The organism is Sphaerisporangium krabiense (assembly GCF_014200435.1).
Classification (GTDB): Bacteria; Actinomycetota; Actinomycetes; order Streptosporangiales; family Streptosporangiaceae; genus Sphaerisporangium; species Sphaerisporangium krabiense.
Window position 1 is genome coordinate 1,555,251 of the sequence record NZ_JACHBR010000001.1, and the last position, 15,993, is coordinate 1,571,243.

Below are 15,993 nucleotides of genomic sequence, written 5' to 3' on the forward strand. Positions count from 1 at the left end.
ACTGACGAACGTCAGGGGTACGACCCATCCCGCGGACATGAGCAGCGGGGACGGACGTCACCCCGCGACGCCGTCGCCGAAGATCACGGGAGCCAGGACACCCGGCCGCGCAGCAGGCCGTACCCCACGAAGGCCACGGCGTCGATCAGCGTGTGCGCCACCACCAGCGGCATCGCCCGCCCCCACTTCTGGTACAGGCGCCCGAACAGCAGCCCCATGGCCACGTTGCCCACGAACCCGCCGAAGCCCTGGTACAGGTGGTAGGACCCGCGGATCAGCGACGACACCGCGACCGCGCGCCACGGGGCCCAGCCGAGCCCGGCCAGCCGGTGCAGCAGGTAGCCCGCGACGACGACCTCCTCCAGCACGCCGTTCTGCGCCGCGGCGAGCAGCAGGACGGGCACGCGCCACCAGACGTCGGGCAACTGGTCGGGCACGACGTCGAGGTTCACGCCCGCGCCGTAGGCGATCAGGTAGAACACCAGCCCGGTGCCGCCCACGACCGCCGCGAGGACGGCCCCTCTGAGCAGGTCACGGCCCGGCTCGCGCGCGTCGGCCCCGATCGTGCGCAACGACCCGTGCGAGCGGGCCAGCAGGTAGGCGACGAGCGCGACCGGCGCGAGAGAGACGGCGATGTCGACGAGCTGCAGCGTGAGGTCGAACCACGGCCGTCCGGGCGCGCGGGTGCCGACGAGCACGGCCTGCTGGCCGCTGAGGGCGCGGGGCGCGGTCAGCGAGCCGATCAGGGACACGAGCGCGCGCAGGCCGCTGGCGCCGAGCGACACCGCGAAGACCACGAAGATCTCCATACGGGCGAGCCGGGGGGTGAGCTCCGCCGCGCCGTCCAGCGCCTGAGGCGGGGAAGAGGCGTGCATGCCCGCAGCGTAGCCCCGGCCCCGTAAACCAGGCGTTCGCACGCCCCCCACCACCCCACCCCTACGCCTCTCCCCGATCCACCCCTCTCCGCGCCCCCGCACCTCCGCAAGCTCTACGCCCCGCACCTCTCCGACGTCCACGGCCCCCGGCTCTCTGCGGCCCGCGCCTCCCGCGATCCCCGGCCCCCGCCTCTCGGTGATCCCCGGCCCCCACCTCCCGGCCCGCACGTCCGCAGATCAGGCCCCGCGCCTCTCCGTCATCCGTAGTCCGCGGCTCCGGTGATCCGCCCCCACGCCACGGGCAAGACGGCACCCGTCTCGAACACCTCTTCGAAAACTTGTCCACGACCTGCGGGTTCGCATTGCGGGAGGGAGCGGCGGGTTGATATTGCTAGCGCTAGCGGCCCCCCGATCGGATCGAATGATCCTTTTGGTGGGAGGTGGGCCGCGTGGCCAGATCGAAGCGGTACAAACTGGTGCGCGTGCTGGAGGACGCCGCCACGGTCGTCACGGCGACTACGGGCCTGCTCCGGCACATGTCCGGCCTGCTGCGCCAGCTCGTGATGATCGTCGGCTGGCTCGTGCTGCTGGCCGGATCGATCCGCCTGCTCGTGGACCCGCCGCCCGCGCTCTCGCCCGAGCACTTCCTCGCCCCCGCGGCCGGCGCCGCCGCGATCTTCCAGGGCGTGATCAGGCCGTGGCGGTCCCCCGGACGACGACAACCCGCCGCCGAGGAGGCCCAGGAATGAGCACGACCCACCGCCGGAGCCGGATCGGACCGCGGAGCGGGTCACCGGCCATACGCGGCAAGCCGGAGAGCACCGGTGGCGGGCCGTGCGTGGGAGTAACGCACCCACCCTTGGCGACCTCAGGCTGCCGGTTCCTGACCTAGCCTCGAAGTCATGGAGATGGAGCAACCGCTCGGGCGGTTCTCGCGGACCCGCCGCGTCCCTCTCCGGTCGGAGTGCCCCAGCACGCCGGACGGGCCCCGTGGCCGCGTCGTGCGCCCGACCCCCCACCTGTCCGAGTTCTGATCCACCACGCGCTCGACAGTCGGCGCGTCCCCTCGCCGCGCGTCCTCGGCCCGCGGACCACACACCCGTACGACACGTGGTCCCGCCATGCCGTGCGGCCCAAGCTCATTGGAGTGACACCCGAAATGACGGTAGACAACACCCCGGTCTGGTTCATCACCGGCTGCTCGACCGGGCTCGGCCGGGCGCTGGCCACCGCCGTCCTGGAGCACGGCCTGCGGGCCGTGATCACCGCCCGCGACCCCGCCCAACTGGCCGACCTGTCCGACGCGCACCCGAACCGCGCGCTGGCCCTGCCGCTCGACGTCACCGCCGAAGACCAGGTCGAGCACGCGGTCAAGCGGGCCGAGGCCGAGTTCGGCCGCATCGACGTCCTGGTCAACAACGCCGGCTAAGGCTGCCTGGCCGCCGTCGAGGAGGGCGAGGACGAGGAGGTCCGCGCGCTGTTCGACACCAACGTCTTCGGCTTGGTCGACGTCACCAGGGCCGTCCTGCCGGGCATGCGCGCCCGCCGCTCCGGCCACATCGTGAACATCTCCTCGCTCGGCGGCCTGGCCGCGTTCGGCGCCACCGGCTACTACCACGCGACGAAGTTCGCGGTGGAGGGCCTGTCGGAGTCGCTGGCGGCCGAGGTAGGCCCGCTGGGTATCAAGGTGACGATCGTGGAGCCGGGCGCGTTCCGGACCAACTGGTCCGGGCCGTCCATGCGCCAGTCCCGGGTCCGCATCGACGACTACGCCGAGACCGCGGGCGCACGCCGCACCACCACCCTCGCCACCTACGGCCACCAGCCCGGCGACCCGGCCCGCGCCGCGGCGGCGATCCTCACGGTCGTGGAGTCGGACGACCCGCCACTGCGCCTACTGCTCGGCAAGGCCGCCTACGACGTCGCCTCCGCCCGCCTGAACACCCTCAAAACCACCTTCGACACCTGGCGCGACCTCACCCTCAGCGCCGACTACCCCGCCCCCTCAGCGGACGCGTGACCGCTCCGGGCTGCCGTGTCACGCGGCGGGCCGGTGGGCGAAGAGGATCCTGATGGCGTTGACGGTGGCGTGGCCGCGCCATTCGAGCGCGGACGCGGGCGACTGGGCGGCGAAGTCCACGGTCCAGCCCCCGTCGTCCCGTTGCCCGGCGGCCAGCCGCCTCAGGTCCGCGGCCATGACGTCCGCCGGGAGAAGGCGGCGCAACGGGCGGTCCGGCCACGGGGAGATGTCCAGCGGGTGCAGCGCCTCGCCCTCCAGCCCGCCCTCGACCGGCAGCGTCCCGTCCTCGGGCAGACGGGCGGCGAGCCGCGCGAGGTCGCCGGCGGTCTCGGGCATGGCGTCCTGGATCGCGTCGAGGAACGCCAGCACGTACCGCAGTTCATAGGCGCTGGCAGGCGGGCGCTCGGCGATCTCGCGCAGGCAGAAGGCGGTGACGCGCGCGAGCCAGGCGTGGTCGCGGACGGCCTTGTCGTGCCGCGCGAGCCGGTGGGCGGCCGCGGCGACGGCGGCGGTGATGTGCAGCGACGACGCGGCCGGGTCGGCGCCGCGCCACCAGGGGGCGGTACCGACCGGCTCGGCCACCGGCAGCGCGAAAGGCAGCCCACCGTCGGTCAGGGTGACGGAGTCCAGCCAGTCGCACAGGGCCGGGGCGAGGCCGCCCGGGTCCGATCCCGCCTCTTCCAGCACCTCGAGGGCGTGCAGCGCGCCCGCGGGCTGGCTCTCCCGCGACCGCAGGTCGGGTTCCAGACCCCAGCCGAAACCGCCGTCGCCGTTCCGGTAGGCGGCGAGCGCCGCGCGCAGGGCGTCCGCCGACCCGTCCATGCCGGTCGCCACGGCGAACCGGTGTCGGTCGAGCACGCGAGCGTGCGTGGCCAGAAAGGTCTCCGCTTTCGCGAGGTTCACATCGAGTTCCATACCGCCCATCGTCTCCGGTGCCGGAGGACGGCGGCTTGTACGTATCGGACATGTCGCCGGCGCTACCCGACCACCCGGAACCCGCCATGCCGGACTGATCCGCATATTAAGTGACATGCGAAAACACCTGCACACAAGGGACAAGTGGTCCTTGACGGCGAACGGCCCTGACAAGAGGATGCTCTTGTCCTTACCAGCCCGAGACAGATCACCGAACGGGACCACGCGCACAGAAGCCGCGCCCAACGGCCCGGCGATGCCACGATGAACACCCTCGGAGACGACACCGAGCCCGTCCGCGCCCCCGGCCCCCAGCCGAGCCCACCCCGCGCTCACGGCCCGGCCCCCGAGCAGCCGATCACGCCTTGCTCGCAGCCCAGGACACGAGCCGGGCCCGCGCCGGCCACACCGAGGCACCACCACCGCGCGCCGACACCCGCCCACCGAATCCCCTGGACCACTCGCACAGGGCCCGGCGAGTCCATAGAACCGACAAGAGGTTCACAACGGAACAGGGATCTATAACCGCGACGGAGGTCCATAACCGGACATATGCCTATCCCAAAAGGTTTATCCCGGGTAGAGGCCCATCCCAGGTAGACGTCCATCCCAGGTAGACGTCCATCCCAGGTAGAGCATCACGAACAGAGGCCTAACCCGAGAAGAGGCCAATCCTGGGCAGAGGCCAATCCCGCAGGAGTCCATCCCGGGCAGAGGTCTACGCCCCCGACAGAAGCCCGTGAACCCGACAGAGAGGTCAGCTTCATGAGCATCGTCGACGACAGGTCCGCCGAGACCGGGAACCGGCGCGTCGCCGAGCTCGGGCTCGTCGGCGTGGCCGTGTGCTTCGGCTTCACCTTCACGATGGTCCAGGACGCGATCCGCGACACACCGCCGTGGACGTTCAATGCATTCCGGTTCCTGCTGGCGGCGGCCGTCCTGCTGATCCCCTACGGCGCCCGGCTCCGGCGGCTCCCCGCCGCGGGCTGGCGGGCCGGGCTGGTCCTGGGGCTGCTGCTCACCGCCGGGTACGCCTTCCAGACCATCGGGCTCGGACACACCACGGTCTCCAATGCCGGCTTCATCACCGGCCTGTACGTGGTCCTCACCCCGGTCCTCGCCTGGCTCGTCCTCCGCCAGGCGATCAGCGCCTGGGTATGGGGCTGCATCGCCCTGGCCGCCTTCGGCCTCTTCCTGCTGTCCGGTTTCGGCGGCGCATGGCACCCCCTCGGCGACGCGCTCACCCTGCTGTGCAGCCTCGCCTTCGCCGCGCACATCATCGCCACCGACCGCGTGATCCGCCGGTTCCCCGTGGGCCCCCTGGTGACCGTGCAACTCGCCGTCGTCGGCCTCGTCTCCCTGGGCGCCTCCACCGTAACCGGCGACCTCGCCCCGCCCGCGAGCACCGACGTCTGGTGGGCCATCGCCTTCACCGCCATCGTGGCCAGCGCCATCGCCTACTTCATCCAGTCCTACGCCCAGCGCCGCACCTCCCCCGTCCGCGCCTCCCTGATCCTCGCCACCGAACCCGCCTTCGCCGGCGTGTTCGGCTTCTGGCTGGCCGGCGACCGCCCCACCCCCCTCGGCTGGACCGGCGCCGCCCTAATGCTCCTCGCCGTCCTCCTCGCCGAGGCCCGCCGCCCTGCCGACCCACCCCAGCACGTCTCGCACACGCCCACTCCAGACGCACAGACCAGGTCTTGACCACGTCGGTCGAAACCTGGGCGCTTTAGAAATGTCGCCATAAGTCCAGCAAGAAGAACGAGCCGCAGGTGATAAAGAGAATAAAGGAGCTGTATTGATGTGACAGACTGGGGTTTTCCCGTACGGCATGGCGAAGGCTTCTCCGTGGAATTCGTCCTGGACGTGAAGGAGCAGGAGGCGCCGGAGACCGCCGACTACGTCGACGCGTTCGTCACCCTGCACGATGATGGGACCGTTTGGGTCGGAGTCTTCGTGTCCCTTGAAAAGCTTGGGCAACTGATGCGCAAGCTCAGCGGCACGCGGGAGTGCCGGGGCGGGTTGTACTACTGGGAGAGCGGCCTGGTCTTGATGCGAGAGCCGGGTGTCGACGCCATATTCGAGGCGATTCAGGACATGGTGGAGGATAGCGCGATCCGTCGGCACCTCGTCAAACAGGACGACGAGGACGACGACGCCTGAGCCGTCGGGGATGCGGGGAACGCGGATAGCGAGGGGCCGGATCCGGGAACGGGAGTGGTGGCACAGCGGGTGCGTAAGCGCTGGTCCGTGGGTGCGGAACAAACCACATCGCATCGAAGATCATAGCGTCTGATCGGCGGGGCGGGACCGCTTGTTCCGCTGTGGCCACCTGTGCAGTGGTTGCCGGACTAAGATCGCGTTTCGTCGTTTCGGATAATGTCTGGCGGATTATCAGGATTGCGTTAGTAGGTCGGCGGGGAAAGGCCGCTACCGGCTCCGTGTCCACGTGCGGGTCGACGACGCAGGAGAGGAGCAGCACCTGCTCGTCGTGTTCCCGGGTTCGTCGAGGAAGAGGCTTACGCTGAAGCCGTGAGCCCCTACCCATCCGCCAGGGAAGCTTCTTCGCTCGGCTGAGCCGGCTGGCCCGGGCCTGGGAGGAGGTCGATGTCGGTGGCGTGCATTGGGCGGTCGCAGACCGAGCAGTGGAGGTCTACGTGGGCGATCTGGCCGCAGGCGTGGTGGCGGTAGAGGACTGGGGGGCCGGCTTCGCCGGCGGTCCAGCGGTCGCCCCAGCGGACCATTACCAGGAGCAGGTCGCATAGTTCGGTGCCCTTGGGGGTGAGCACGTACTCGTGACGTGGGGGGCGGGTGGAGTATTCGCGGCGTTCCAGGACGTCGTTCTCGACCAGCCATTTCAAGCGTTCGGTCAGGACCTTGCGGGAGATGCCGAGGTCCTGCTGGATCTGCTCGAAGCGGGTCATCCCCACGTAGACATCTCGCAGGATGAGTGGCGACCACGGCTCTCCGATGACATCGAGGGTGCGGGCGATCGAACAGGCCATGTCGCCGAAGCGGGTGCGCTGCATGCACACGATTCTAGCTCAGCAGGTTCCCTTAGGGAACTGATCCTGCTAGTGTCCATTCCCTGAAGGAACTAACCAGGGAAGGGGCAGCCGATGAACCGTCCACCCGTCGTCTCCGCGCGGGAGTGGCAAGCGGCGCGGGACTCGTTGCTGGTCAAGGAGAAGGAGCTCACCCACGCGCTCGACGCGCTGGCCGCCGAGCGGCGCCGGCTGCCGATGGTGCGGTTGCGCACGGATTACGTGTTCACCGCGCCGGACGGTGCCACGGCCGGTCTCACCGACCTGTTCGAGGGCCGCCGCCAACTGGTCATCTACCACTTCATGTTGTCGCCAGGGCACAGCCACGTGTGCACCGGCTGCGCGTCGTTCACCGACAACCTCACGGACAGGTCCCACATCAACGCCCGGGACACCACGCTGATCCTGATGTCGCCCGCGCCGCAGCAGGAGATCGACGTGGTGCGGCGGCGGTTCGGCTGGACCATGCCCTGGTACTCGGCCTACGGTAACGACTTCTATTCCGACCTGGACCTCGGCGGCATTTTCGGGCTGAGCGTGCTGCTCCGTGATGGCGATGAGGTGTTCCGGACTTACTACACCACCGCGCGCGGGGTCGACCGGCTTCGGCTGGACTTCAACCTGCTCGACCTGACCCCCTACGGCCGGCAGGAGCAGTGGGAGGACTCTCCGGCCGGGTGGCCGCAGGACCCGACCATGAGCTGGCTCAGGCCCCGAGACGAGTACTAGGAGATCACGATGGCACGGACCCTCACCAGCGCCGAACGCGAGAGCTTCCTGGCGCAGCCCCGTATCGGCGTGCTCAGTGTGCCCAGCGACGACGACCGCCCGCCGCTCACCGTTCCCGTCTGGTACGCCTACCAGCCCGGCGGGAACATCACGTTCTTCACCGGCACCCAGGGCCGCAGGGCGCGCAAGACCGGGCTGCTCGAACGTGCGGGGAAGCTCAGCTTCTGCGTCCAGCGGCCAGAGCACCCGTACGCGTACGTGACCGTCGAATGCACGGTCGTCGATGTGGACCGGAAGCCGACGGTCGCCGATGTCGTCGCGATCACGAGCCGTTACCTGCCCGAAGACGCCGCGCACGGCTTCGCGGAGGCCGAAGTCGGCAGCCCCACGGGCACTTTCGTACTCTTCACCGCGCGACCGGACCGCTGGCTGAGCTTCGACTTCGGCGCGGAGTAGCCCTTCGGTAGCCCGCGCCTTGCCGGCTGATCCCCACCCGTCCGAAGAGGGCAGGCATCATGAAGACCTTCCCCACTTTCGGCGGCAGGAAGGGCGAGAAGAAGTGACCGCACCTGGCTGCGTGTTCTGCGCCATCATCGCGGGCCAGGCCCCGGCCACGGTGGTGCGCCGGTGGGCGGACGCCATCGCCATCAGCCCGGACCACCCGGTCGCCCCCGGCCACGTGCTGGTCATCCCGCACGCCCATGTGGCCGACGTCGGCGTCGACCCCGCGGTGTCGGCCGCCACCATGGCGCGCGCCGCCGAGCTCGCCAGGCGGTGGCCCGCGGTCAACGTCATCACCTCCCGCGGCGCCGCGGCGAGCCAGACGGTGTGGCACCTGCACCTGCATGTCGTGCCTCGCGTCGACGGGGACGGGCTGCCGCTGCCGTGGACACCGCGGCACGCCGCCCGGGACGCCGCCACGGCGGCGGGGAGCCGGACGTGAGCGTCACCGTGGTGTGGGCCCGCGAGCCCATCCCGGGCGGACCGTCGGTGTTCCTCGCCGGACCGACGCCCCGCGTGGACGGCGTGCCGTCCTGGCGGCCGGCGGCGATCGACGCCCTGCGGGCCGCGTGGGACGGGGCACAGCCGCTGGTCGTGCTCACCCCCGAATCCCGGGACGGGGTGCGGGCCGCCTCCTACGACGACCAGTTCGCCTGGGAGACGGCCGCCCGCGAGGCGGCCGACGCGATCCTGTTCTGGATCCCCCGGAACCTGGCCACGCTGCCGGGTTTCACCACCAACGTGGAGTTCGGGCATGACGTGCGCACCGGCCGCGCGGTGCTGGGATGCCCACCGGACTGCCCTAACCCCGAGCGCAACCGGTACCTGATCCACCTGGCGCACCGCTACGGGGTCCCGGTGCGCCAGAGCCTCGGCGAGACCGTGACGGCGGCGCTCGTCCTCGTCAACGCCAGAACCGTCTGACGCGGTCGGTCATGGTCTGCCGCCGGTCAGGGGCTCGCCGTGGCTCACGATCGTTCAGCGGAGGCTCGTCAGGAGGTCGTCCCAGTCGGCGAGGAAGCGTTTCAGGCCGTATCTGGACAGGGCGGCGGTGCGGGCTTGCCGGCCGGTGTGGTGGGCGTGGGCCAGGTCGCCGGTGAAGGTTTCGAGGGCGGTGCGCAGGGTGGCGGGGTTGGTGGAGAGGACGCCCGCGCCGGGGGGGACGGCCTCTACCGCCTCGGTGGTGGCGAGCGCGACCACGGGGAGGCCGAGGAGCATGGCCTCGATGAGGGACAGGCCGAGGGACGTCCAGCGGTAGGGGTGCAGGTAGACGCGGCGGCGGGCCAGTTCGGCGTGCATGGCGGCCTGCGGGAGGTCTTCGTGGACGGTGATCCGGCCGGGTGGCGTGGCCAGGTGGGACGGCAGGCCGGTCACGCCCATGCCGAAGACGTCGAGAGGGACGGTCGCGGCGAAGGCGGGGAGGAGGTCGGTGCCGGCCACGCGGGTGCGCCGGATCGGCTCATTGACGACGACCCCGGCGCGGGGCAGCTCGCCCGTGTAGTGGTGACCGGGGTCGACGACGCCATGCTCGATGACGTGGACGGGCGCGCGGCCGGAGTCCCAGAAGAGGGCGTTGAAGTGGGTGACGTGGACGAGGGGGATATCGTCGCGGTCGGCCAGGGGGTGGCGGGTGCGGGGGACGTCGCCCGCGGGGGTGTTGTGCTCGACGTAGACGGCGGGGACGTCCCGGCCGGGGCGGCGGCCGGTCCAGCGGTGCGCCAGCTCGATCTCGTGGGGCCGTTGCAGGACGACCACGTCGAAGTCCTCGCCGACGAGCCGGTCCGCGGGCACCTCCCGGACGCTCGCGGGCCACGGGTACGTCCGCGCCCGTCCCCGCCCGTCCGGGCCGCGGCCCGGGACCACCGGGACCAGGTAGTCATGCGCGCCCTGGACGAAGGCCGTGGCCCACGACCCGTGCACATGCCAGAAGAGGATCCTCATGCGTGCCCCGGCGATCGGGAGGAGCGGAACGCAGTGCGGCGCCGTGAGGCTTCCGCGCGGACGGCACGCCGCCGGGAACCGGGTTCCGCACGTCCCGTGACGGGATCCACCACATCAGGGATGTCCTCCGCACACGGCGAGGGGGAATGACCGGCGAAACCCTGCTCGTCCGGAAAGCGGGGACGGTCGAGGACGGCCGCCGCATCCGCGCAGGGATGACGACCGGCGAGATCATGCTCGTCCGGAGAAGGGGGAGGGCCGAGGGTGGCCGTCATGGGTGGCCGGGAGGGATGGCCGGTGGCGGTCTTGCGGTCTGGGCAGGGGGGGCAGGTCGGTGGGGCCGGGGTCGGGCGAGGCGTTAAGGCCATTTCGACGGCGAGGGGGAGGTCGGCGGCGACCTCGGTGGCGGAGGTCACCTCGGCGGGGAGGGTTTCCGGGGTCGGGACGAGGATGCCCCGGGCGCCGGCGGCGTGGGCGGCTCGCGTGTCGCGGGCTATGTCGCCGATGAGGACGCAGTCGCGGGGGGCGATGCCGAGGACGGCCGCGGCGCGCAGGATCAGGCCGGGGGCGGGCTTGCGGCAGGGGCAGCCGTCGCCGTCGTCGTGGGGGCACACGGCCCAGATGGCGAACGGGCCGAGGAGGTCCTCGACGCGCCTGTTGACGGCGTCGAGCTGGGCGGGGGTGATGAGTCCCTTGGCGATGCCGGACTGGTTGGTGACCACGCCGACCGGCACGGACGCGGCGCGCAGCCGGTCGAGGGCGGCGCGGGCGCCGGGCATGGGTTCCACGCGCGCGGGGTCGGTGTTGTAGGGGACGTCCTTGACGAGCGTCCCGTCTCGGTCGAACAGCACGGCGGCCGGCAGATCGACTCCCATGGCCCTGGGCTACCCGGCCCCCCAGCCGACAAACACCCCCCGTCCGCTACTAAGCGTGACAAAGCTCAAGATTACCGCCTCTCTACCTCGACTTATGCGCAAAGCCGCGTTTGCGAGCCGCTTCGCTCGGTAACCAGACTCCCGCGGCCCTACGGAGGTAAGCCGATGCGGTTTCTGGGGATCAACGCCATATTTCACGACCCTGCCGCGGCCCTGGTCGTGGACGGAGAGATCGTGGCGGCGGCCGAGGAGGAACGGTTCAGCCGCCGCAAGCACGGCAAGCGCCCGGTGCCGTTCTCGGCGTGGGAGCTGCCCGAGCAGGCGGCCGCCTGGTGCCTGGAGCAGGCGGGACTGCGGCCCGAGGACCTGGACGGCGTCGCGTACTCCTACGACCCGGAGCTGACCCGGAACGCCGTCCCCGCCGAGGACCCGCGCATGGCCGCGCGGGACCTCGGGGCGGCCTCCAAGGGGATGGCGGGTGAGGACCGTGACATGGCCGCGTACTGGGAGGACCTGCGCACCACCTACGCCAGGCGCGCCCCGTCCTTCCTGGCGACCGCGCTGCCCGGCCTGGACACCGCGCAGGTCAAGTTCGTGCCGCACCACATCGCGCACGCGGCCTCCGCGGGCCTCGCGGCCCCGTACCGCGACTCGGCGGTGCTGGTGTGCGACGGCCGGGGCGAGGCCGTCTCGCACCTGGCCGGGCACTACCGCGACGGCGAGCTGACCGTCCTCGCCACCCAGGAGCTGCCGCACTCGCTCGGCCTCATGTACGAGGAGGTCACCGAGCACCTCGGCTTCCTGCGCTCCAGCGACGAGTACAAGGTCATGGCCCTGGCCTCCTACGGCGAGCCCCGCCACCTCGGCGAGCTGCGCGAGCTCATCCGCACGACCGGCGACGGCGGCTTCCGCGTCGAGCCGATCGACTGGAGGGGGTACGCCAAGCCGCTGCGCCGCGGCCAGGCGTGGACGCCCGACCACGCCGACCTGGCGGCCAGCGTGCAGCGGCGCCTTGAGGAGGTGCTGCTGGAGCTGGCCGGGTGGCTGCACGAGCGCACCCGGGAGCGGTGCCTGACGATGGCGGGCGGGGTCGCGCTGAACTGCGTCGCCAACACCCGGCTGCTGGCCGAGGGGCCGTTCGACGGCATCTGGGTGCAGCCCGCCGCGGGCGACGCGGGGACGGCGCTCGGCGGCGCGCTGCACCTGGCCCGCGCGCACGGCGACACCGTGGCGCCGATGTCCGGCGCCGACCTCGGCAGAAGCTGGACGGACGCGGAGCTGGCCGCCTGGCTGACCACGGCCCGCGTGCCGTACACGCGCCCGGCCGACCTGGCGGACGCGGTGGCCGCCGAGCTGGCCGCCGACCGGATCGTGGCCTGGTTCCAGGGACGGTCGGAGTACGGGCCGCGCGCGCTCGGCCGCCGCTCGCTGCTGGCGCACCCGGGCCACGCCGCCAACACCGACCGGCTCAACGCCGTGAAGGGACGCGAGCGGTTCCGGCCGATCGCCCCCATGGTGCTCGCCGGGCGCGCGCACGAGATCTTCATGCGCGGCCCGCTGCCGAGCCCGTACATGACGTTCGTGCACGACGTGCGGGCCGAGTGGCGCGACAAGATCCCCGCGGTGGTGCACGTCGACGGGACGGCGCGCGCGCAGACCGTGGACCCGGTCAGGGAACCGCTGCTCGCCCGGATGCTGGAGGCGTTCGCGGCGCGCACCGGCCTGCCCGTGGTGGTCAACACGAGCCTGAACACGGCGGGACGGCCCATGGTGGACGACCCGCGCGACGCGCTCGAATGCTTCGGGTCCGCGCCGGTGGACGTGCTGGCCATCGGCCCGTACCTGGTGCGGCGGCAGGAGGTGCGCACGTCATGATCACCGTGGTGATCCCGACCATCGGCCGGCGCAGCCTGCACCGCCTGCTCGCCGCGCTGGGCACCAGTCTGGAGACCATCGTGGTGGACGATCGCCCGCGGTTCTCCCCCGCGCTGCGCGTCCCCGGGCACGTCCGCGTGCTGCGCACCGGCGGGCGCGGTCCCGCGGCGGCCAGGAACGCGGGATGGCGGGCCGCGGACACGCCGTGGATCGCCTTCCTGGACGACGACGTGCTGCCGCCGCCCGGGTGGACCGACGCGCTGGTCACGGATCTGCGCAGGCTGGGCGCGGACATCGCGGGCTCGCAGGGCCGCCTGGAGGTCCGCCTGCCCGCCGGGCGCAGGCCCACCGACGCCGAGCGGAACACCGCGGCGCTCACCCGCGCGGGCTGGGCGACGGCCGACATGGCCTACCGCCGGGCGGCGCTCGCGGCCGTGGGCGGGTTCGACGAGCGTTTCCCCCGCGCCTACCGGGAGGACGCCGACCTCGCGCTGCGCCTCATGAGGGCCGGGCACCGGCTGGTCAAGGGGCGGCGCGTCACCGAGCACCCCGTGCGGGACGACGGCTTCTGGGCGAGCGTGCGCGCCCAGCGCGGCAACGCCGACGACGCGCTGATGCGCCGGGTGCACGGCCCGGGATGGCGGGCGGCCGTCGGCGGCGTGCCGGGACGCCTGCCGCGCCACGCGGTGACGAGCACGCTCGGGCTGGCCTCGTGCCTGCTGCTCCTCCTGCACGGCGTCCGCCCGCCCGAGGGCGTGGCCCGGGGGCCCGGAAGGCTGATGGGGCTGGCCGCGGCGGCGGGGTGGCTGGCGATGACGGCCGAGTTCGCCTGGGCGCGGCTGGCTCCCGGCCCCCGCACGCCGGGCGAGATCCTGCGCATGGCCGTGACCAGCGTGGTCATCCCGCCGGTCGCCTGCGCGCACCGCCTGCGCGGCGAACTGCGAGCGCGCCGGTGACGCGCCGCACCACCGTGCTCGTGGCACGGCTCGACAACGCCGGGGACGTGCTGCTGGCCGGGCCCGCCGTCCGGGCCGTCGCGGCGGGCGCCCGCAGGGTGGTGCTGCTGACCGGGCCGAACGGCGGGCAGGCGGCACGGCTGCTGCCGGGCGTGGACGAAGTCCTGGAGTGGCACGCGCCGTGGATCGACCCCGACCCCCGCCCGCTCACCCGCGCCCACACCGAGGAGCTGATCTCCCTGGTCGAGGCCGCCGCCCCCGGCCAGGCCCTGATCCTCACCTCGTTCCACCAGTCGTCCCTGCCGCTGGCGCTGCTGCTGCGCCTGGCCGGCGTGCCGTGGATCGCCGCGATCAGCGAGGACTACCCCGGCTCGCTGCTGGACGTCCGCCACCTCGTGGACGAGACCGAGGACGTGCCGGAGGCCGAACGCATGCTCGGCCTGGCCCGCGCCGCCGGGTTCGTGCTCCCGCGTGGCGACGACGGCGCGCTCGCGGTGCGCCGTCCGCTGCCCGACGTGGAGCGCTTCACCGGCCCGCCCGGGTACGTGGTGGTCCACCCGGGGGCCTCCGCGCCGGCGCGCGCCTGGCCGGCCGAACTGCACGCGCGGGCGGTGCGCGACCTCGTCCTCGCCGGGGTGCGCGTGGTCGTGACCGGCGGCCCCGACGAGCAGGCGCTGACCGCGGGCGTCGCCGGGGCCTACGGGCAGGACCTCGGCGGGGTGACCACGTTCGCGGAGCTGGCCGCCGTGCTGGACGGCGCGGCGGCGGTCGTGGTGGGCAACACCGGCCCCGCGCACCTGGCCGCCGCGGTCGGCACGCCGGTGGTGAGCCTGTTCGCCCCGGTCGTGCCCGCGGCGCGCTGGGCGCCGTACCGGGTGCCGGTGACGCTGCTCGGCGACCAGGAGGCGGCCTGCCGGGGCAGCCGGGCGCGGGTGTGTCCCGTGCCCGGGCATCCGTGCCTGTCGTCGGTGCCGGTCGAGGAGGTCGTGGGGACCGTGCTCGGCCTGGTGGGGCCGCTCTCCGGCGCGCCGCTGGACGGCCGCGCCGGGGTGAGGGAGGGGGCGCGATGAGGATCGCCATGGTGTCCGAGCACGCCGACCCGCTCGCCGCGGTCGGCGGCGTCGACGCGGGCGGGCAGAACGTCCACGTCGCGGGGCTGGCCGCCGCGCTGGCCGGCCTGGGCCACGAGGTGACCGTCTACACGCGGCGCGCCGCCGCCGGCGACCCGGCGACGATCGCGATGGCGCCGGGCGTGACCGTCGAGCACGTGCCCGCGGGGCCGCCCGTCCCGCTGGCCAAGGACGACCTGCTCCCTCACATGCCCGCCTTCGCCGACCATCTGAGGCGCCGCTGGCGGGCGAGCCGCCCGGACGTGGCGCACGCGCACTTCTGGATGAGCGGCGTGGCCGCGCTCGAGGCGGCCGAGGACCTCGGGGTGCCGGTCGCGCAGACCTTCCACGCCCTCGGCACGGTGAAACGACGCTGGCAGGGCTCGGCCGACACCAGCCCGCCCGAACGCCTCGCGATCGAGCGCGACGTCGGGCGCCGCGCCGCCGCGGTGATCGCCACCTGCTCCGACGAGGTGCGGGAGCTCACGGCCATGGACGTGCCGGTCGACCGGATCACGGTCGTGCCGTGCGGGGTCGACCTCGGGCTGTTCCACCCGGACGAGGCCGGCACGCGAGGTGAGCCGGACGTGCGGATCCTCAGCATCGGCAGGCTGGTGCCGCGCAAGGGCGTGGACACGGTCATCGAGGCGCTGTGCCACGTCCCCGGCGCGCGGCTCGTCATCGCGGGCGGCGAGCCGGGCGACGAGGACACGCCGAGGCTGCGGGCGCTCGCCGCGGCGCGGGGCCTGGCCGGGCGGGTGCGGCTGGCCGGCGCGGTGGCGCGGGAGGACGTGCCGGCGCTGATGCGGTCGGCGCAGGTCGTCGTCACCGTCCCCTGGTACGAGCCGTTCGGGATGGTGCCGGTCGAGGCGATGGCCTGCGGGGTGCCGGTCGTGGCGTCCGCCGTCGGCGGGCACCTGGACACGGTGTCCGGCTGCGGCATGCTCGTCCCGCCGCGCAGGCCGCGCCTCCTCGCCGCCGTGCTGCGCGACCTGCTGGCCCGGCCCGAGCTGCGCGCCGCGCTCGGCGCGAGCGGGGTGCGGCGGGCGCGTTCCCGGTACGGCTGGCCGCGGGTGGCCGCGCAGACCGAGTCGGTGTACCGCAGCCTGATCGGCGACCGGCTCGGCCGGCTCGCCGCGGCGGGAGGGTGAGC

General features: G+C 72.8%; 16 protein-coding genes and 1 pseudogene. 12 read left to right on the plus strand and 5 right to left on the minus strand.

Annotation, left to right across the window (positions count from 1 at the left end):
- Nucleotides 1-83: 83 nt before the first annotated feature.
- Entirely contained in the window at nucleotides 84-875 is a 792-nt protein-coding gene (locus BJ981_RS06735; protein ID WP_184609020.1) for a CPBP family intramembrane glutamic endopeptidase, read from the minus strand.
- A gap of 449 nt (nucleotides 876-1,324) precedes the next feature.
- Between BJ981_RS06735 and BJ981_RS06740 the strand changes: the two genes are divergently transcribed.
- Both BJ981_RS06740 and BJ981_RS06745 read left to right on the plus strand, forming a co-directional pair.
- Complete coding sequence (locus tag BJ981_RS06740; RefSeq protein WP_184609022.1) at nucleotides 1,325-1,624, plus strand: hypothetical protein; 300 nt, start codon at nucleotides 1,325-1,327, stop codon at nucleotides 1,622-1,624.
- A 410-nt stretch (nucleotides 1,625-2,034) separates the two neighbouring features.
- Nucleotides 2,035-2,895: pseudogene (locus BJ981_RS06745) on the plus strand (oxidoreductase).
- 18 nt (nucleotides 2,896-2,913) lie between these two features.
- On the opposite strand, the gene BJ981_RS06750 reads toward BJ981_RS06745, so the two are convergent.
- Nucleotides 2,914-3,810 (minus strand): hypothetical protein, encoded by an 897-nt coding sequence (locus BJ981_RS06750; protein WP_184609024.1) that lies wholly within the window; start codon nucleotides 3,808-3,810, stop codon nucleotides 2,914-2,916.
- A gap of 765 nt (nucleotides 3,811-4,575) precedes the next feature.
- Between BJ981_RS06750 and BJ981_RS06755 the strand changes: the two genes are divergently transcribed.
- Together BJ981_RS06755 and BJ981_RS06760 are read left to right on the plus strand one after the other, a co-directional pair.
- On the plus strand, nucleotides 4,576-5,514 hold the full coding sequence (locus BJ981_RS06755) for a DMT family transporter (RefSeq protein ID WP_184609025.1): 939 nt from the start codon (nucleotides 4,576-4,578) through the stop codon (nucleotides 5,512-5,514).
- A gap of 144 nt (nucleotides 5,515-5,658) precedes the next feature.
- The gene (locus BJ981_RS06760) at nucleotides 5,659-5,973 is read left to right on the plus strand and encodes a hypothetical protein (protein WP_184609027.1); all 315 of its coding nucleotides are present in this window, start codon (nucleotides 5,659-5,661) and stop codon (nucleotides 5,971-5,973) included.
- Nucleotides 5,974-6,350: 377 nt separating this feature from the next.
- Here BJ981_RS06760 and BJ981_RS06765 read toward each other — a convergent pair whose 3' ends face one another.
- Nucleotides 6,351-6,839, minus strand: coding sequence for a winged helix-turn-helix transcriptional regulator (locus BJ981_RS06765; RefSeq protein WP_184609029.1), 489 nt, complete (start codon nucleotides 6,837-6,839; stop codon nucleotides 6,351-6,353).
- 90 nt (nucleotides 6,840-6,929) lie between these two features.
- Here BJ981_RS06765 and BJ981_RS06770 point away from each other — a divergent pair, with 90 nt between their 5' ends.
- From BJ981_RS06770 to BJ981_RS06785, 4 genes are all read left to right on the plus strand, one after another.
- Nucleotides 6,930-7,583: a DUF899 domain-containing protein gene (locus BJ981_RS06770; protein ID WP_184609030.1), complete on the plus strand. Its 654-nt coding sequence runs from the start codon at nucleotides 6,930-6,932 to the stop codon at nucleotides 7,581-7,583.
- A gap of 9 nt (nucleotides 7,584-7,592) precedes the next feature.
- Nucleotides 7,593-8,039: a pyridoxamine 5'-phosphate oxidase family protein gene (locus BJ981_RS06775; protein ID WP_184609032.1), complete on the plus strand. Its 447-nt coding sequence runs from the start codon at nucleotides 7,593-7,595 to the stop codon at nucleotides 8,037-8,039.
- Between the two features lie 103 nt (nucleotides 8,040-8,142).
- On the plus strand, nucleotides 8,143-8,526 hold the full coding sequence (locus BJ981_RS06780; protein WP_184609034.1) for an HIT family protein: 384 nt from the start codon (nucleotides 8,143-8,145) through the stop codon (nucleotides 8,524-8,526).
- Nucleotides 8,523-9,008 carry a nucleoside 2-deoxyribosyltransferase domain-containing protein gene (locus BJ981_RS06785; protein ID WP_184609036.1) on the plus strand — a complete coding sequence of 162 codons (486 nt, stop codon included), beginning with the start codon at nucleotides 8,523-8,525 and terminating at the stop codon, nucleotides 9,006-9,008. Before BJ981_RS06780 ends, BJ981_RS06785 begins: the two co-directional genes overlap by 4 nt.
- A 54-nt stretch (nucleotides 9,009-9,062) precedes the next feature.
- Here the strand turns inward: BJ981_RS06785 and BJ981_RS06790 are convergent, their stop codons facing one another.
- Together BJ981_RS06790 and BJ981_RS06795 are read right to left on the minus strand one after the other, a co-directional pair.
- Nucleotides 9,063-10,025 carry a glycosyltransferase gene (locus BJ981_RS06790; protein WP_184609037.1) on the minus strand — a complete coding sequence of 321 codons (963 nt, stop codon included), beginning with the start codon at nucleotides 10,023-10,025 and terminating at the stop codon, nucleotides 9,063-9,065.
- Nucleotides 10,022-10,900, minus strand: a complete 879-nt coding sequence (locus BJ981_RS06795; RefSeq protein WP_184609039.1) for a D-glycero-alpha-D-manno-heptose-1,7-bisphosphate 7-phosphatase — start codon at nucleotides 10,898-10,900, stop codon at nucleotides 10,022-10,024. The genes BJ981_RS06790 and BJ981_RS06795 overlap by 4 nt, the downstream gene beginning before the upstream one ends.
- 165 nt (nucleotides 10,901-11,065) lie before the next feature.
- Between BJ981_RS06795 and BJ981_RS06800 the strand changes: the two genes are divergently transcribed.
- From BJ981_RS06800 to BJ981_RS06815, 4 genes are read left to right on the plus strand one after another with little or no spacing between them, the layout of a single operon-like run.
- On the plus strand, nucleotides 11,066-12,775 hold the full coding sequence (locus BJ981_RS06800; protein ID WP_184609041.1) for a carbamoyltransferase family protein: 1,710 nt from the start codon (nucleotides 11,066-11,068) through the stop codon (nucleotides 12,773-12,775).
- Nucleotides 12,772-13,731, plus strand: a complete 960-nt coding sequence (locus tag BJ981_RS06805) for a glycosyltransferase family 2 protein (RefSeq protein WP_184609042.1) — start codon at nucleotides 12,772-12,774, stop codon at nucleotides 13,729-13,731. The genes BJ981_RS06800 and BJ981_RS06805 overlap by 4 nt, the downstream gene beginning before the upstream one ends.
- Nucleotides 13,728-14,801 carry a glycosyltransferase family 9 protein gene (locus BJ981_RS06810; protein WP_204070333.1) on the plus strand — a complete coding sequence of 358 codons (1,074 nt, stop codon included), beginning with the start codon at nucleotides 13,728-13,730 and terminating at the stop codon, nucleotides 14,799-14,801. The genes BJ981_RS06805 and BJ981_RS06810 overlap by 4 nt, the downstream gene beginning before the upstream one ends.
- Nucleotides 14,798-15,991, plus strand: a complete 1,194-nt coding sequence (locus tag BJ981_RS06815) for a glycosyltransferase (protein ID WP_184609044.1) — start codon at nucleotides 14,798-14,800, stop codon at nucleotides 15,989-15,991. The genes BJ981_RS06810 and BJ981_RS06815 overlap by 4 nt, the downstream gene beginning before the upstream one ends.
- Nucleotides 15,992-15,993 lie beyond the last annotated feature (2 nt).

What these genes read in the sequence shown, in the direction of transcription:
- BJ981_RS06765 (WP_184609029.1), bottom strand. Translation starts at nt 6,839, where the DNA reads ATGCAGCGCACCCGCTTCGGCGACATGGCCTGTTCGATCGCCCGCACC.
- BJ981_RS06735 (WP_184609020.1), bottom strand. Translation starts at nt 875, where the DNA reads ATGCACGCCTCTTCCCCGCCTCAGGCGCTGGACGGCGCGGCGGAGCTC.
- BJ981_RS06800 (WP_184609041.1), top strand. Translation starts at nt 11,066, where the DNA reads ATGCGGTTTCTGGGGATCAACGCCATATTTCACGACCCTGCCGCGGCC.
- BJ981_RS06805 (WP_184609042.1), top strand. Translation starts at nt 12,772, where the DNA reads ATGATCACCGTGGTGATCCCGACCATCGGCCGGCGCAGCCTGCACCGC.
- BJ981_RS06815 (WP_184609044.1), top strand. Translation starts at nt 14,798, where the DNA reads ATGAGGATCGCCATGGTGTCCGAGCACGCCGACCCGCTCGCCGCGGTC.
- BJ981_RS06755 (WP_184609025.1), top strand. Translation starts at nt 4,576, where the DNA reads ATGAGCATCGTCGACGACAGGTCCGCCGAGACCGGGAACCGGCGCGTC.
- BJ981_RS06790 (WP_184609037.1), bottom strand. Translation starts at nt 10,025, where the DNA reads ATGAGGATCCTCTTCTGGCATGTGCACGGGTCGTGGGCCACGGCCTTC.
- BJ981_RS06750 (WP_184609024.1), bottom strand. Translation starts at nt 3,810, where the DNA reads ATGGAACTCGATGTGAACCTCGCGAAAGCGGAGACCTTTCTGGCCACG.
- BJ981_RS06795 (WP_184609039.1), bottom strand. Translation starts at nt 10,900, where the DNA reads ATGGGAGTCGATCTGCCGGCCGCCGTGCTGTTCGACCGAGACGGGACG.
- BJ981_RS06770 (WP_184609030.1), top strand. Translation starts at nt 6,930, where the DNA reads ATGAACCGTCCACCCGTCGTCTCCGCGCGGGAGTGGCAAGCGGCGCGG.
- BJ981_RS06775 (WP_184609032.1), top strand. Translation starts at nt 7,593, where the DNA reads ATGGCACGGACCCTCACCAGCGCCGAACGCGAGAGCTTCCTGGCGCAG.